Source organism: Pedobacter nototheniae, from assembly GCF_004335085.1.
Classification (GTDB): Bacteria; Bacteroidota; Bacteroidia; order Sphingobacteriales; family Sphingobacteriaceae; genus Pedobacter; species Pedobacter nototheniae.
On sequence record NZ_RQRS01000026.1, the window covers coordinates 19,594 to 35,120 of the forward strand.

General features: G+C 36.1%; 12 protein-coding genes. 1 reads left to right on the top strand and 11 read right to left on the bottom strand.

The window, feature by feature from the left end:
- Positions 1 to 4: 4 nt before the first annotated feature.
- From EHC72_RS19245 to EHC72_RS19260, 4 genes are all read right to left on the bottom strand, one after another.
- Complete coding sequence (locus EHC72_RS19245) at positions 5 to 661, bottom strand: hypothetical protein (RefSeq protein ID WP_165585878.1); 657 nt, start codon at positions 659 to 661, stop codon at positions 5 to 7.
- Positions 662 to 799: 138 nt separating this feature from the next.
- Positions 800 to 1,357 (bottom strand): histidine phosphatase family protein, encoded by a 558-nt coding sequence (locus EHC72_RS19250; protein ID WP_131539344.1) that lies wholly within the window; start codon positions 1,355 to 1,357, stop codon positions 800 to 802.
- Between the two features lie 137 nt (positions 1,358 to 1,494).
- Positions 1,495 to 1,944, bottom strand: a complete 450-nt coding sequence (locus EHC72_RS19255) for a hypothetical protein (RefSeq protein ID WP_131539345.1) — start codon at positions 1,942 to 1,944, stop codon at positions 1,495 to 1,497.
- Between the two features lie 112 nt (positions 1,945 to 2,056).
- Positions 2,057 to 2,884, bottom strand: a complete 828-nt coding sequence (locus EHC72_RS19260; protein WP_131539346.1) for an ion transporter — start codon at positions 2,882 to 2,884, stop codon at positions 2,057 to 2,059.
- A 172-nt stretch (positions 2,885 to 3,056) separates the two neighbouring features.
- Here EHC72_RS19260 and EHC72_RS19265 point away from each other — a divergent pair, with 172 nt between their 5' ends.
- On the top strand, positions 3,057 to 3,458 hold the full coding sequence (locus EHC72_RS19265) for a DoxX family protein (RefSeq protein ID WP_131539347.1): 402 nt from the start codon (positions 3,057 to 3,059) through the stop codon (positions 3,456 to 3,458).
- Here the strand turns inward: EHC72_RS19265 and EHC72_RS19270 are convergent.
- The 7 genes from EHC72_RS19270 to EHC72_RS19300 all read right to left on the bottom strand — a co-directional run bounded on the left by EHC72_RS19270 (position 3,423) and on the right by EHC72_RS19300 (position 15,516).
- Positions 3,423 to 3,713: a hypothetical protein gene (locus EHC72_RS19270; RefSeq protein WP_131539348.1), complete on the bottom strand. Its 291-nt coding sequence runs from the start codon at positions 3,711 to 3,713 to the stop codon at positions 3,423 to 3,425. The two genes, EHC72_RS19265 and EHC72_RS19270, sit on opposite strands and share 36 nt — an antisense overlap.
- Before the next feature lie 174 nt (positions 3,714 to 3,887).
- Complete coding sequence (locus tag EHC72_RS19275) at positions 3,888 to 6,236, bottom strand: TonB-dependent receptor (RefSeq protein ID WP_165585879.1); 2,349 nt, start codon at positions 6,234 to 6,236, stop codon at positions 3,888 to 3,890.
- Positions 6,237 to 6,755: 519 nt separating this feature from the next.
- Positions 6,756 to 7,490, bottom strand: coding sequence for a superoxide dismutase (locus EHC72_RS19280; protein WP_131539349.1), 735 nt, complete (start codon positions 7,488 to 7,490; stop codon positions 6,756 to 6,758).
- Positions 7,491 to 7,633: 143 nt separating this feature from the next.
- On the bottom strand, positions 7,634 to 9,802 hold the full coding sequence (locus tag EHC72_RS19285; protein ID WP_131539350.1) for an IPT/TIG domain-containing protein: 2,169 nt from the start codon (positions 9,800 to 9,802) through the stop codon (positions 7,634 to 7,636).
- A gap of 17 nt (positions 9,803 to 9,819) precedes the next feature.
- A complete protein-coding gene (locus EHC72_RS19290) occupies positions 9,820 to 13,134 on the bottom strand; it encodes a TonB-dependent receptor (protein ID WP_131539351.1) in 3,315 nt (1,104 codons plus the stop codon).
- A 33-nt stretch (positions 13,135 to 13,167) separates the two neighbouring features.
- Entirely contained in the window at positions 13,168 to 14,175 is a 1,008-nt protein-coding gene (locus EHC72_RS19295) for a fasciclin domain-containing protein (RefSeq protein ID WP_131539352.1), read from the bottom strand.
- A 3-nt stretch (positions 14,176 to 14,178) separates the two neighbouring features.
- Positions 14,179 to 15,516 carry a fasciclin domain-containing protein gene (locus EHC72_RS19300; protein WP_131539353.1) on the bottom strand — a complete coding sequence of 446 codons (1,338 nt, stop codon included), beginning with the start codon at positions 15,514 to 15,516 and terminating at the stop codon, positions 14,179 to 14,181.
- Positions 15,517 to 15,527 lie beyond the last annotated feature (11 nt).

Genomic DNA, 15,527 nt, shown 5'->3' on the forward strand with positions numbered 1-15,527 from the left:
AAAATTAACCGATGCTAACCTTTAATACAGTTTTTGATAATGGATACCGTAAAGCCCTCAAATGATCCATTGCTACACATAAATCTGCATAATAATCGGCCGTTTTAAGTTTAGTCAAAATATCTGCATGCATAAGTTTATCATCCGAACTTTCCATTAATAAACTAGCAATAAGCTCAACACTTTTCCAAACACCGGGTACTGTAAAAAAGTTAAAAGCGGCTAACATGGTACTCCACTGCACTTCTCGTGCAGGAAGTAAAAAATGACGGGATATTGGGCTCACCAAGCGTTTAAAGTTAGCATAATCTTCCTCGCAATTTGCCATTACTAAAAGAGTAGAATCTATCGGGAAATTATTACGCTCTGTGGTTACCACTTCTAATCCATGAGTATCAATGGTTGCAGCACATATGCCAGATATACTAATGAGCGCCAAATGATCGTAAACCATTGGATGCATTTTAAGGTGCCCGTTTCTAACAAAGCGAAATCCGCCTTTGGCAGAGCGTTCTGTTTGGTTTAGTGTAATGTATAACAGCGAAAACTCATCCATAAAATTGAGTGCCATTACATAATGAGCCGCTTCAATTAAGCAAATGGTTAAGTTGCGATCTTGCGCTTTTAGACTATCGGGAGTAGAAAATATTGAAAGTTGCAAACGTAATAAATTGTTCGGTTTCGGCTTAAATATCTGTTGCCATAAACTTAGTAATTTTTGATCGATCCTGAACAAAAAACTTTTCAATAATTAGCTTTAGAACAGCACTAAAGCACATAATAACCTTTATATCAACACTTAATAAGCACAATTATTTTTAGGTTTAAGGTTTTCTTTATCTATACTAAATATTGCTTTTCCGTTTTGGTAGTTAACGGTCCAAATGCTATCATAATCACCGTCATCCCATTTTATATTTCCTGATTTTACACCAAGAGCCTTCATAATTTTCGTTAGTTCTTTATGTTCCCAACAAATTAAAACCGTTCCTTTTTTTGTGGTAATGTCACTCACCAAATTTTTGCCATCTTCTACATCAAATGACGAATTTATGGTCAAATTATATTTAATGGATAAAGGCAAAACCGTTTGAAAAGCCCTTGAGCGTTTTGTTCCTTTACCTGCACTTAAATTAGGAACGTAAACATAATTCGGAACGCCAAATTTTTTAACAATAACAGACGGTAGCTGTATGGATCTATTTAAACCCTGGCAATTAAGATTATCGCCTTGGGCAGGTTTTTCAGCATGCCTAATGAGAATAATTTTAAGGTTGTTTTGCGCCCAAACTGGCATATTTATAATCAACATTAAAAGAGCAAGAATAACGTAGATGGGTAACTTTCTTTTAAACATATTAATAATTTAAACTGGTTTGCTGATACAATTATCACAAATATAAATAATGATGAACGAATTAATCTTACAAACAAAAAAGGTCATAAATTGCAAATTCTAAGCAATTTATGACCTTTTAAAAATTTTAATCAACGCTAATCTATAGCAATAACTTTATTAAATTTCACTTGTGTTCTTACTGGTGCATCAGCTGGATAAGAAGTATAAGTTAACGTAAGCACCGTATTAATTATGCTAAAAGTTCCTTTTTCAAATAAATCACTTTGATTAACAATTGTTGTAACGATTTGCCCATTGCCTTGCTTTTCTTGTTGCTCTGTAATCTTTACTATTAAATTTTCGCCTTGCACAGTATAAGTTCCATTTAATATTAACATATAGTTTGCATCGGCAGTATTACTCATATGCATAGAAAATTTCCCTCCATCATTAAATTTAACTATCCTTTTATAATTTTGCGCTGGAGTTTCTACCCAGGTACCTTTAAGCGGATCAAAAGGTGCATTTTCAGTTTTCTTTTTACATGCAAAAAATAAAGCTGAATACACAAGCAGTAGAGCAGCTAACTTTAATGTTTTTTTCATATCGATTTATATTGGCTTTATTCCTTAAACGATATGCATAGAGAAAATGCTACAGTGTGATTAATATTTTTCCTGAAATATGCTTTTTATGATGCCAAATAGCCACAAAAAATTAATCTCTAAATAAAGGTGCGCCACAATATTTACAAAATTCGGCGTCCGTATCGTGACCTTCCCTACTGCATGATGGACAAGATTCTGGCAGTTCTTTCTTCTGTCTGGAAGCCATAGCCAAATCATGCGTAAGGATGCCTGTTGGTACGGCAATAATTGAGTAACCGATTAACATCACTACTGAAGCCACAAACTTACCGGTTGGTGTAACAGGAGAAATATCACCATAACCTACTGTGGTAATGGTAACAATGGCCCAATAAACACTTTCAGGGATATTAGAAAAACCATTTTCACGTTTCTCTACCAAGTACATTATTGAGCCAAGAATAACTGTTAATGTTAAAACCGTTAATAAAAATATACTGATTTTGCGAACACTGCCTTTTAAAGCCTGTGTTAAAAAATTGATCTCCGTTAGAAAATGTCCCAGTTTAAAAATTCGGAAAACCCGTAGCAATCGTAAAGCCCTAAAAACAAGAAGTGATTGAGCGCCAACAAAAAATATACTCAGGTAAGATGGAATTAAAGCAATTAAATCTATTATACCTAGCGGACTTAAAACGTAGCGAATGGGCTTTTTGATGCAGATTAATCTTAATATATATTCTATGGTAAACAGAATAGAAAAAATCCATTCTAAATGGCTAAACAACTTGCCATATTGTTGATGAATATGCACTACACTATCCAACATTACTACAACAATGCTGGCTAAAATTGCGATTAGCAAACCTACATCAAAGGCTTTACCTGCTGGCGTATTCGATTCATAAATAACCTCGTGCAGTTTAAAACGCCAATCTTTATCTTTAGATGTTTCCATGATTTGGTTAAGAAGCGTGTGTAATCAAATTGGTTAAAGATAACAACACTGAGCTGTAGTTTATGTTTTAAAGATATCTGCCTTCACCAAACAATAGTTATTTAACTGCTGTTCTACTAAATGAATTTCTATTAGATTGACGATTACAAAAAATGCGTTAAAGAATAACATTATGAAAGAAGAAAGCATTAAAAATATTGCTCGTATAGCGCTGGGTGCAGGTTTAGTTTTTGCAGGAATTAGTCATTTAAGCTTTGCGAGGAAACCTTTCCAGGCACAAGTACCAGATTGGGTTCCTTTAAAAAAAGATGATACTGTAGTTTATTCTGGTTTTGTAGAAATTGCGATGGGTACTGCCTTAGCGTTGGCCCCAGTAAAACAACGAAAAACTATAGGAAATTTGGCAGCTGCATTATTCGTTTTAGTTTTCCCTGGCAATATTTCTCAATTTACCCACAACAGAAGTGCATTTGGCTTAAATACCGATGGTAAAAGATTTTTACGTTTGTTTTTTCAGCCAGCATTGATTTATTGGGCTTTAAAAAGTACCAGAAAGGTAAACTACAAAAAATAAGAATAGCAAAATTGTAATAACCGTATTAACAATGAGCAAGGTTTTATCTCTTATAAGAAATTGTTTTTTATAGAGCCAATACAGAATTAATATTTGTAATAAAAGAAAGAAAACAGATACCCAGATTGAATATTTATCACTTTGCTGCCCTTCTCCAAAAACGACAAATACAGCAAAGGCATCTACAACGGATAAAAAGAAATAAAATGCAATATTTAGTATAATGGCTAATGCATAGGCAAGTATTTTTTTCATGCCTTAATTTACGTTAAATTTCAGACATAAATTAAGTATTAAAAAATAATTGGGCAAAATGTAGATTCTAATTTAAGTGTTTATTTATGCTGATGCCCCAATTATTTAAACCTACAAAGGCTTATTTTTCATGGGGCACCAGTCTAAATTTTTCGACTTAAGTTCTTTCTTCTTTTAAAAAGAATACCCTACGGCTAAATTAAATCTGCGTCCGTTACCTCTTACATAATTAATACCGCTACCATAAAATTGAGAAATGGCTGGGTAATAAACTTTATTTAGCAGATTTTCTACACCTAATGAAACTCTTAAAGGTTGAATAACCTGATATGCGGCAGCCACATTAAATAAGTTGAATGCTTTTACAGGTCCTTCACCAATTAAATATTTTCCTGCAGCATTTGGTTTAAAGCGATCTCTGTTGCCAACACGCATCCAGTTAACATCAAGCGTTAAATTCTTAATGCCAGCATACTTTAAATATACAGTAGTTTTTGATGGAGGTATACGAGTGGTGTTTAAGTAAACATCTTTATCACCATCAAATTTACCATCATTATCTACATCGCCTTTACCTTCTACTTGTGCATAGTTACCACCAACACTCAAATCTTTTAATATTTGATAATCTGCCTGAATTTCGAATCCATATACTTCTTCCGGAATTCTTTGCGAAATATAAGTACCATTAACTTCTAACAAGTTGGCACCTAATTTAGAGGTACTGTAGTAATATGCTGCACTAAAATTAAGCTTGCCAATGGTGCTGCTAAAACCAGCCTCGTAGTTATTTACAATAATTGGCTTAGTTTCTAGCTGAGATAACGTATTACTTTTGGCAGCCCTTAAAACTCTACCCAATTCAAATACTGAAAAAGATTGAGCATAGCTAACAAAAGGATTAAAATATTTATACTTAGAATAACGCGCACCAGCATTAAACACCAATGCATTATAATTTAATTTACCACCTTTTACGGCAATGCTACCTGCACCATTTGCACCTGTAGCAAGGGTGTTAAAATCATCTACATTAATGTTTATGTTTTCTGCCCTTAAACCTCCCTTAATCGTTAAATCATTAAATAAAGTTGTTGATGCCTGCAAATATGGTGCAAAGTTTATCATGTTCATATCTGGCACCCATATCCTACCATCAGTTAAGCTTTGTGCTGTTTTATCATTCATTAAATCCAATCCATAGTTTAGTTGGAATAATACTCCTTCAGATACTTTTAAAGGTGTATTTAAATTTACTCTACCACCTTTTTTGGTTGAAGTAATGGCAGATTGGCCGCTACCGAAAAATGCCGCAGAATTAGAATAAATGGTATAAAAATCCTGATAGTATAAATTTGCTGTTAAATCGGTTTTACCAAAAATTTGCTGATTAGTATATTGTAAGTTGGCATTGTGGTTGTAGCGTGTACCCTCATCCTCACCTTTTCTTACGCCGTAAATACCAATTGCCGGAGATTGACCGTAAACGCCTTCTTTAGTTATGTAAAGAGAGTGCTGTCTTGAACTAAAATAGTTATACATTAATTGCAAGCGTTGTTTGGGTGTAAAATTATAACCTAGCTTAACAAAACCATTGTAAGATTTTGTTTCTCCCAAACCATATTCTGGTGAAATTACCAGGCCTTCTGCATCACGGTATACACCCGATTTTTCGTACATACCACTTACCAGAAAATCCATTTTTCCAGCTTTACCATATAATTGTTGTGAGAAACGGTAGCCTATTGTACTATCGCCTTTAAAGTTGCCTGTTATGCCTGCCTGCGAATAACCACCAAAAGATTTTCCCTGATCTGCCTTTTTAGTGATGTAGTTTATTAAACCACCTTCGGCGCCATTACCATAAATTGCTGTAGCACCTTTAATAACTTCTACACGTTCAATTACTGAAGGATCGATACTTCTAATATCTCTTCCACCTGCTCTTAATGGTGTGGATTGTGGAATCCCATCTATTAAAACCAATACGTTTCTACCCCTTAATGTTTGTCCTGAATTTCCAGTTTGATTAGTAGAAAAACCTAATCCTGGTACGCTGTAAGATAGAATATTGGCTAAATTAGGACTAATTGTAGATTGTGTATTAAGCTCTTTAGCTGTTAAAACCGTAACGGATGATGGCGTTTGAGATAATGATTCAGGTCTGCGGCTGGCAGATACGATAACATCATTCAATCCTTCGCTTTGCTCCTTTAAAATAAAAGTAATTTTAGTGGTATCATTTAAGTTTACCACTATATTTTGCTCTAGCTGATTAAAACCTGTACTAGATATTTTAATTTGTTGCGTACCAACTGGTACCCCAGAAAGTAAAAACTCTCCCGCTTTATTTGTACTTGTTTTAAGATTGTGTTTCCTAATTTGAATATTGGCATAAGGAATCTTATTGCCTAAAGAATCTAACACGATACCACTAATGCTGGCCTTGTTTTGTGCAAATAATGCCGTAGAAAATAATATGAAAAGAACTGTGGTAAAATGCTTTATGTATAGCTGTTTCATGGATTTAAATTTCGGCAAAGCTAATACTATTTAGACTGATTAAAAATAATAATCTAAAAAATATATTCTTAGTCAGAATAGCAGAAAAAAAATCTTGAATTAAGGGTTAAATAAAGCGAGTGATTGCAAATAAATCTTCTAAAACTGACAGGCGTATTAATATATTTTACGAGGAATAATAAAGTATTACAATTTTGGATAGTGCCTTAGGTATTAAATAAAACAGGTTTTAACACCTATTTATTAACCGTAACCACATTTAAGGGTTAAATATAATTTTAAATTCGTTGGTTTTGAAACATCAAAAATTTTGATTTCAAAAAAAAACGGGTATAAAGCCTAAACCTTACACCCGCATCTAAATTAACGCTCTCGGCACAAATATACTAAACTTTGGCATATTACAAACCAAATTGAATAATTGTATTAAATAATTGATTTTTGATTGACATAAAAAAAGCAGGATATCCATTGGATTACCCTGCTGTAAAAATCATTAATTTACTTTATTGTAATGTGTTAAGAAAACCGTTTTGTTACTTGTTCCCAATTAACAACGTTCCAAAATGCAGCAATATAATCATTGCGTTTATTTTGATATTTTAGATAATAAGCATGTTCCCATACATCAATTGCCAAAAGTGGTGTACCTTTTACAGCGGCATTATCCATTAAAGGGTTATCTTGATTTGATGTACCAATGATTTTTAGCTTTCCTTTATCAGAAATTAACCAAGCCCAACCAGAGCCAAATTGCCCTAGCGCCGCCTTTGTAAATTCAGCTTTAAACGCATCTATAGAGCCAAAGGTACTTTCAATTGCCGTTTTTAGTTTTCCTTGAGGAAGACCCGAAGGTGTAGGTTTCATGGATGCCCAGAAAAAATTATGATTCCATGCTCCGCCTGCATTGTTTCTTGCCTTTGCCGACATGCCCGACACATGCGCAAAAAAATCTACAGCATTTTTATAATTTAAGTTTTCTGCCTTAATGGCTTCATTTATATTTTTAATATATGTTGCGTGGTGTTTGGTGTAATGAATTTCCATTGTCATTGCATCAATATAAGGCTCTAATGCCGCATACGAATATGGCAAAGGATCTTGAGCAAAAATAAATGCTTCTTTGTTTTTATCTCCGCTATCAACTTCGGTGGCAAATGCACTTAGTGGCAAGCCGCCGATACTACCTAAAGTTATTGCGCCTGCAGCAGTTAGGGTTAATCCTATAAATTTTCTTCTTTCAATTGGTTCCATAATATATGTTCCATTAAATAAACTGGATGAAAATGCTTTATAATTAAAGATACAAACAAATGAGGTTTTTAGTTTTCGCAATTTATTTAATGACAAAAAACCCAGGAAGCGCAATTGGCTCCCCGGGCTACCCAATAAAAAAACTATTTCAAAAAGATCTTTCTAATGGCTTTATTCTCTGCATCTAAAACATAAATAGTTCCATCTTTATCAACTGCCATATCCTCCATTGATCCTATTTTTGCTTCATTAAATGAACCATTTGCATATCCGTAAGATAATTTAAGTAAAGTAGAAACCTTTCTACTGTTGATATCAATTTCTCTGATGGCATAATTAAACCTATCTCCTGCAATTAATTTGCCTGTGCCATATAAAAATAAACCTCCAGAAATACTATTAAAAGCTGCTTGAGTTCCAATTCCATCATTATATGCGCCATCAGAGCTTCCAACAAAATAGCCTGTATTTACGCCGTCTGTGCCAATACGAGAAATAGCGTTATTGCTACTCGAACCAGAATCTACATAATAAAGATTTCCGGCGGCATCTACAGCACTATGCGCAATTGGCCAAAAAGGACCTACCACTTTTGAAAAAGCACCAGCAGTATTTACTTTATTCATACCTGCGTAAGCGCTAACAATATTTACCAAAAGGTTTCCAGCGTTATCAAACGTCATTAAACCTGGTGCAAAGCCCGAGGCATATACCGTATTCTGCCCAGTTGGAGTAATTTTTCTAATTTGGTTTCGACCGATGTCAGATACATAAATGTTATTCTGCTTATCGAGAATGATTCCGTAAGGGGTATCAAAAATTATATCGGCACCATTTGCCTGTAACGTACTAACCGTACCGCTAGCGGTAATCTTTTTCACCACATTGTTAGATCTATCCGTTACGTAAATATTCCCGTTGTTATCAATAGCTATTCCTGCCATAAAACGACCAAAAGTGTTGCTATTTGGTCCGCCAGCTAACGTTTCTACTCCTGCCCTTCTAAATTGCTGTGGTGCAATGGCTTCCTGAGTGCCAACCATAACTTTTAAATCGCCTGTGGTTAATCCCGTTGGTGCATCCAACACCAAGCTATTTTCTGTCGCTGTTTTTACATTAGCCAATACGCCATTAAAATAAACTTTATTATTTGCCGCAATAGTACTAAAGCCCGAACCTTTAATAGTAACAGTTGTGCCAGCCAAACCATTATCAGGACTAACTGAAGCAATACCTAAAGTTTGATCTTTAAATTGCGGTCCATCAACAGCCTGGTCGTTTACAATTACTCTTACAACTCCGCTGCCCGTACCGCCTGGAATTACAAGTTTTAATTCACTTTCAGTAGCGGATTGAATTGGAACTGAAACACCATTTATAAAAACCTTATTTTCATCTAATACAGTACTAAACAAAGCACCTGAAATGGTCATTTGTATATCTTTTGGTCCGCTGAGCGGGCTAACAAACTGAATAGTTGGTGGTGCAACTACAGTAAATATGGGTCCGGTTGTTTTTTGTCCGTTTATATTTACCGATAAGGGGCCCGTTTTAACACCATCAGGCACAAGTACAATCAGTTGTTCTGTTGTGGCTTCTAAAACAGTGGCTGATGTTCCGTTAAAATCGACAATATTATCTGCTGCCAACTCTTCAAAGCCTATACCCTTAATGGTTACTTTTGTGTTTTTGCCGCCACTTAAAGGTTTAATTGAGCTAATGGACTGATAGGTAAAATTCTGCCCTTTAGCTTCCTTTCCGTTAACTTTTACCATTATTGGACCAAAGCCGGCATCCGCAGGAACTTCTGCAACAATTAAATTATCGGATACGCTTACAACCAAAGCGGCTTTACCATTAATAAAAACCGTAGCCGGACTGGTGGTACTGCTAAAGCCGGCGCCTGTAATTCTAATTTGAGAACCAGCTGGACCATTTGCTGGCAATACCGCTGTAATCGTTAAATCCTGATAGGTGTAGGCACCAATATTAAAACTTTGCGCATCATATTTTAAGGCAAGTGCTCCTGTTGTTCCACCTTCGGGCATCCGAATAACTACGGCTTCGGTAGTGGCACTGATAACTTCAGCTGTTTTACCCGAAATGGTGGCAGAATATTTACTAAGATCTGTACCAAACCCTTTGCCGGTAATGGTAACCAGCGTACCTGCATTACCACTATTTGGGTAATAGCTTTCTATTTTAAATGCTACCGCTACAGATTCAGTTTTATCTTTTTTGCAGGCACCGATGATGAGCATAAAAAATAGCATCAATCCGATACTTAAATTCCACTTATGTTTAATAATCATTTGATTTAATTTTTATGTTAAAAGCTATATCTTAAGCCCAGTTGCATTTGCGTTCTTGAACCGAAATAATCAATACTATATGGCTGGCCAGGGTTGCTGAAGGTAAATACAGGATAATTACCTGCATTTTGCTGTGGTGGAAACAATGTTGGCGTTAAACCCACACTGCTTGTTGAGTTAAATGTGTTTGGAGAGAAATACTGTATGCCCCAAGTTTTATTAATCAAATTGGTTAAATTTATAATATCTACATTTAAACTTAACGATTGCGATTTAGCACTATTTACAAAAAGTTCATGCGCCAGGTGTAAATCTGCTTGTATATTCCATGGAGTACGCCCTTTATTACGCTCGGTAAAATTACCTCTTCTACTGCTTAAATACTCGTTTCCATCAATAAACTGGTTAAATGCTGCAGCTTGCTGTTCAGCGGTTTGCGTTGGCAGATCTTTAAAAAAACGAATGGCTTCTTCGCGTTGCGGAATATAAGCCAAACTTACTTGCTGCGATAAGCCTTGAATACTGCTGTTTACAATACCGTAACTAAACGGGCTGCCTGATTGTGCACTGAAGAATAAACTTGCGGTAGTTCTACCTGCCTTTTTCCACTCGTGGTTAAAGCTAATACTGGATACAATACGGTGGCGAGTATCGAAATTACTGTAGCTTAACGCTGGATTATTTGGTACCAAAGCTTGGTTTAACTGCCAATTACTTTCCATTGAATTACGCACACCGTTACTTAAATCTTTTGATTCTCCATAGGTATACGAAGCACTGATATTTAAAGCCTTAACAAATGTTTTAGCAATTGATCCGGTTAGGCTATAACGATAGCCCTGGCTGGTATTGCTTAACAGATATATGTTAGAAAAACGAGGATCAACTGTTCCACTGTAAACTGGTTGTTGTTTTTCTTTGTCGTAACCGTAATAAAGTGGGTTATCTTTAGTATTTAGTTGCTGAAACAATACATCCTTTAAGCTTTTGGTATACATGCCTTCTGCAGTAAAGCGCCAATCGCCTTCTGTTTCGTAATCTATTCCTAAGCTGCCACGAAAAACCTGGGGCATTACAAAGCCATTATCAACCAAATCTATTTGTGTGCGCCCGCTATTTGGATTGTTAATTACGGCACCGTTTTGCTCAATAAAATTACCAATACCGTTAGGGCTTGGCTTAATGGCATCGCTACCTGCCGCAAAAGGCTGTTGGTCTGCTCTTTGATCAAAAGCACCAAAGTTATTTCCTGTATTGTAATAAGCGTAGGCTAACCATGCAAAGGGAATCCGGCCGGTAAATAACCCTGCACCACCCCTTACAATTAGTTTCTGATTGCCCAATGCATCATACCTGAAACCTAAACGTGGCGATAACTGAATTTTATTTAAAAACTTATTTTCTATCCTGTTTAGTGGTGTGTAAGTATAAGTATTACCAAAATTAGGATCGGCCATAATATCACGCACTTTATCACTCAGTTGTGGCATGGTTGGTAAATTCACTAAATCGGCTCGTAAACCTGGAGTAATACGCAGCTTATCACTAATTCTAATTTCATCCTGTAGGTATAAGCTGTACATGTTTACATTAAAATCGGCAGCAGGATTAGCCAATAAATAATCTCGGCTGTTATTGGTGTAATTGTAGCTGCCCCTAACACGATAAGGATTATTGCTTATAAAATCTTCAATACTTTGATAATCTACACGACCATTCCAAGCGTTAACAAAGCCATATTGTATATTATAAAGCTCATTATGAGTACCTATTAAAAACTTATGTCGGCCCTTTGTCCAATTTAAGTTTGCGGTAAATTCCCATGTTTTTTGCTTCATATTAAAAATACTCGCTTCTCTATCTGTTCCTAAATAAATGGTTGTACCGGGTGTACGCCCCATAATTTGAACCTGTGGTAAAGTGGGATCGCTTAAAGGATCACGGCTGTCGCTTACATGAGTAAAGCCTACCAATAAATTACCCGAAAGCTCATTATTAAAACGGCTCTTTAATTCAGCTACAGTGCTGGTTTGATTATTTTCTTGCTGAAAAGCCATGCTGCTGAAACGGAAATCCTGTTGATCTCGATCCATGTGTGTGGCTTTACTAAAAATGGTATTATTTCTAATTGCCAGTTGATGTTTATCATTGATGTTCCAATCTAGGCGGTTAAAAAACTTTTGTGATTTACTCCAGTTGGTATAAACACCTGCTGTACCAGCATCAAAAGTATTACCATAGCGGGTTTTTACAGCATTGCTAATTAAATCCGCATCGGCTATGCTAAGAATATGACTTGTTTCTTTTGTACCTACAAATAATTGTGTAGGATCTTGACGGTGGGTAATCTCTTCATTACTAAAAAAGAACAGTTTGTTTTTAATAATCGGGAAACCTATGCGGAAACCTGCTTGATAATCCTGAAAATCATTATTCATTTTACCAAGGCTACCAATGCGATCATTGCCTGTAATGGATGCATTGCGCCCAAAACCATAAACAGAGCCACTTACTTTATTGGTACCACTTCGGGTTACGGCATTTACCGAGCCTCCTGTAAAGTTCCCTATTTTAACATCAAACGGAGCCAGATAAACCTGCATATCTTCGATGGCATCTAAAGAAACGGGGTTGGTTCTGGTGCTACTGCCATTCATGCCCGATGTACCTGTTTGACCGCCTAGCGAGGGACTAAAACCTATGGCATCGTTATTTACCGCACCATCAATGGTTACGTTGTTGTAACGAAAGTTGGTACCACCAAAACTATTATCACGGCTTCCTTGAGGTGTTAAACGGGTAATATCTGTAATGCTGCGATTAATGGTTGGCATGTTTTTAACCTGCTCGGCACTAATATTTTTGCCTGTTCCATAATTATCAGCTTTTTGTTTTGGTTTACTTCTGCCTGATACCACTACTGTGCTAAGCTCTTGTGCATCCTCTTGCAGCACAAAATTTACCTGCTGACTGCCACCTAAACGAACGGAAATATCATTAAGTATTTCGGTTTTAAGTCCCATTGTAGAAACAGTTAAGGTATAAGGAGCGCCGATTCTTAAATTATTTAAAAAGTAGCGGCCATCTTTATCTGCAGAAATTGCATAGCGGGTACCCGATGGAGTATGAACTGCTACAACTGTTGCACCAGGAATTGCCACGCCCTTTGCATCTTTAACTTGGCCCGTTAATGAGCCGCTTGTTTCTTGCGCTATACCGTAAAAAGAAGTTAGTATTAAAGCGCATATTACAATAATTTTAACCCCTACTTTATGCAGCTGCGCTAATACACTGTGCAAAAAGACGGGTGTTGAATATATAATTTTCTTCATCAGTTTAATTTTAATTATTTGCGATTTAGCTTCTTATTGAGTAATTCGCAAAGCAGCATCTATAATGTGTAATACACCATTACCCGCCAGGATATCTTGTTTAACTAATTTTACATTTGTTGTATTTCCAATTCCCTTTAACGTTATTCCATTAAAACTCCCGGGTGCGCTGGGGTCTGGTGTTAGCGTTATGGAAACCGAATTACCATCGAGCATGGCCTGGCGGCTGGTGTTTGTAGATCCCGTACTTAAGATATAATCATAAATAAAGCGTCTATCTTTCACAATGTGATAGTTTACTAAACGCTTTAACACATCTTTATCAGTATTATTAATTTGCTCTAAACTCGTGTAGCCCATCGCTTGCATTGCTTGGTTATTAGGTGCAAAAATGGTGTAAGGTCCTGTTTCATTTACCGTTTGCAATAGGCCCGAATTTTTTAAAGCTTGTGTAAACAGTGTGATACTGGATTCTGCTGAGACTGCATCGCTCAGTAAATCGTGCAAATATGGGGTTAGCAAACGATCAATTACCTGAATTAATCCGTTTGATGCCGGGATGTTCTGCGATATAATTCGTGAGCCATTTATTGTTAATACGGTATCTTTTCCCTTTATCCAATGTGTTGCGTATAATTTACCACCACGAGAGCGGATTTCCTGATTAAACAGGAAAGGCAATTTATTAAGTTCATATTTCCCATCAAGCGTATGGTAATAAGCAATACGAGAAATGATGGTTGGGTTCGCCGTTAAAACGCTAACTGGGTTGGGATAACCTGCCTTATTAAAAGCCTCATCAGAAGGCACTAAAGCTGTATATGGCCCGGTTCCATCTTGCAAATCTTTATCCAAACCACTTCGTTTTAAAGCGGCGCTAAAAGCAGAAAGATTAAAGTTATCGGTTATAACAAGGTTAATTTTATTGTTATCGTAATTGCTTAGCTTATTATCATCTTTACTACACCCGGCACCCAAAATGGCTACCAGCAATAAAGAAAATAAGCTGTTCTTTTTATATAGATTAATTTGCTGTGCCATGTTTTATTTTAATTTAAATCCTTTAGGAAAAAGCAATCTATCTACCACGTGTATGGGCCCATTTAAGGTATTAATATCACCATCTATAACTGTAGCAGCTGGAAACTCGGAGCCTTTAACCTTTAATTGAGACGTATTATTGTTTACAGAAAATTCTAAAGGCATTTTATAAGCATACTCTAGGGTTACGTTTCCGCCGGCATTTACCAGGTAATTATTAAGTGCAGGATTTAAAACGTTGCTGTAAAAAACTGTTGCATTATTAATAGCTTTATCTCCGTTGGGAGAAGCAGGTTGAACAATTCTACCCCAGTTGCGGTGGTAATTATATACGGTATCCATAGGGTAGCCGCCTGCTGCCTGATAAATACCATCATCAAAAAAAACAGTGGAGGCACTGCGTTTATTAAACTCTACTACATCAGCAGCGGTTTGAAAGCCTGCTTTATGGAAAGCTTCATCCGTTGGAGCAAATAATGTAGATACCGTTATGTTTGGCCCAATGTAGCCCTGATATATCGGCGGATTAATTCCCCAATCTTTTTTGTAAAACAGACGTCTGGAAGCATAATCTCTCATTATATCCTCATCCTCTATTACTACGCCAAATAAGGCTTCAATATCGGCACTAATTTTAGTCAGAAACATTTCGTCTGTTAAGCGCTGCGACTCGATGAATATGGTAAATCTGCCATCAGCTTTTAAAGCCTCAAGTATAGTCTTATCTGGTTTTTGAATGGTTTTTTCTATCAAGTAAACGCCACCATTTGTTGCTGGCAAATAATTAGCTTTACCTACATTTTTACCGTTCATTAAAAGGTCATCACCTTTTAGGGCTACATAATGTTTGTAATAATAATCATCATAACCTGTTGTACCCTGAGCATTACCTTCATAATATGGCAAATATAAACCTAGGTGTGTTAGCAGTGTTTTAACAATAAAATTATCGTTTCTTAGCTTCAGTTCTTCTTTAGTAATATAACCTATAGTGGTGTAAAACATCATTAAGCTATCAAGCTCGGCAACAGGCATTTGGTTTATTACACTTGCTGTTAATCCCGCAGCTTGCATAGCGGCATCATTAGGTGCAAAAACCGTGAATACAAGCTTATTACTATTTTGTTTAAGTACATTTTTGATGTTGCTTTTTTGCCATGCGGTGTAATAGAGTTTTGCTGGCGATGCAGCCAATAATTCATCTACAGTTTGTGTGGCATTATTTTGAAAAGGAATCTGAGCACCTTCCGGATCAGGCAAAAATTCTGTTTTAGAGCAAGCACTTAATAAAAACATACTTACCAACAGCATTGCCGAACCTAGTTTTTTTAAATTTCTCATATTTATTTATG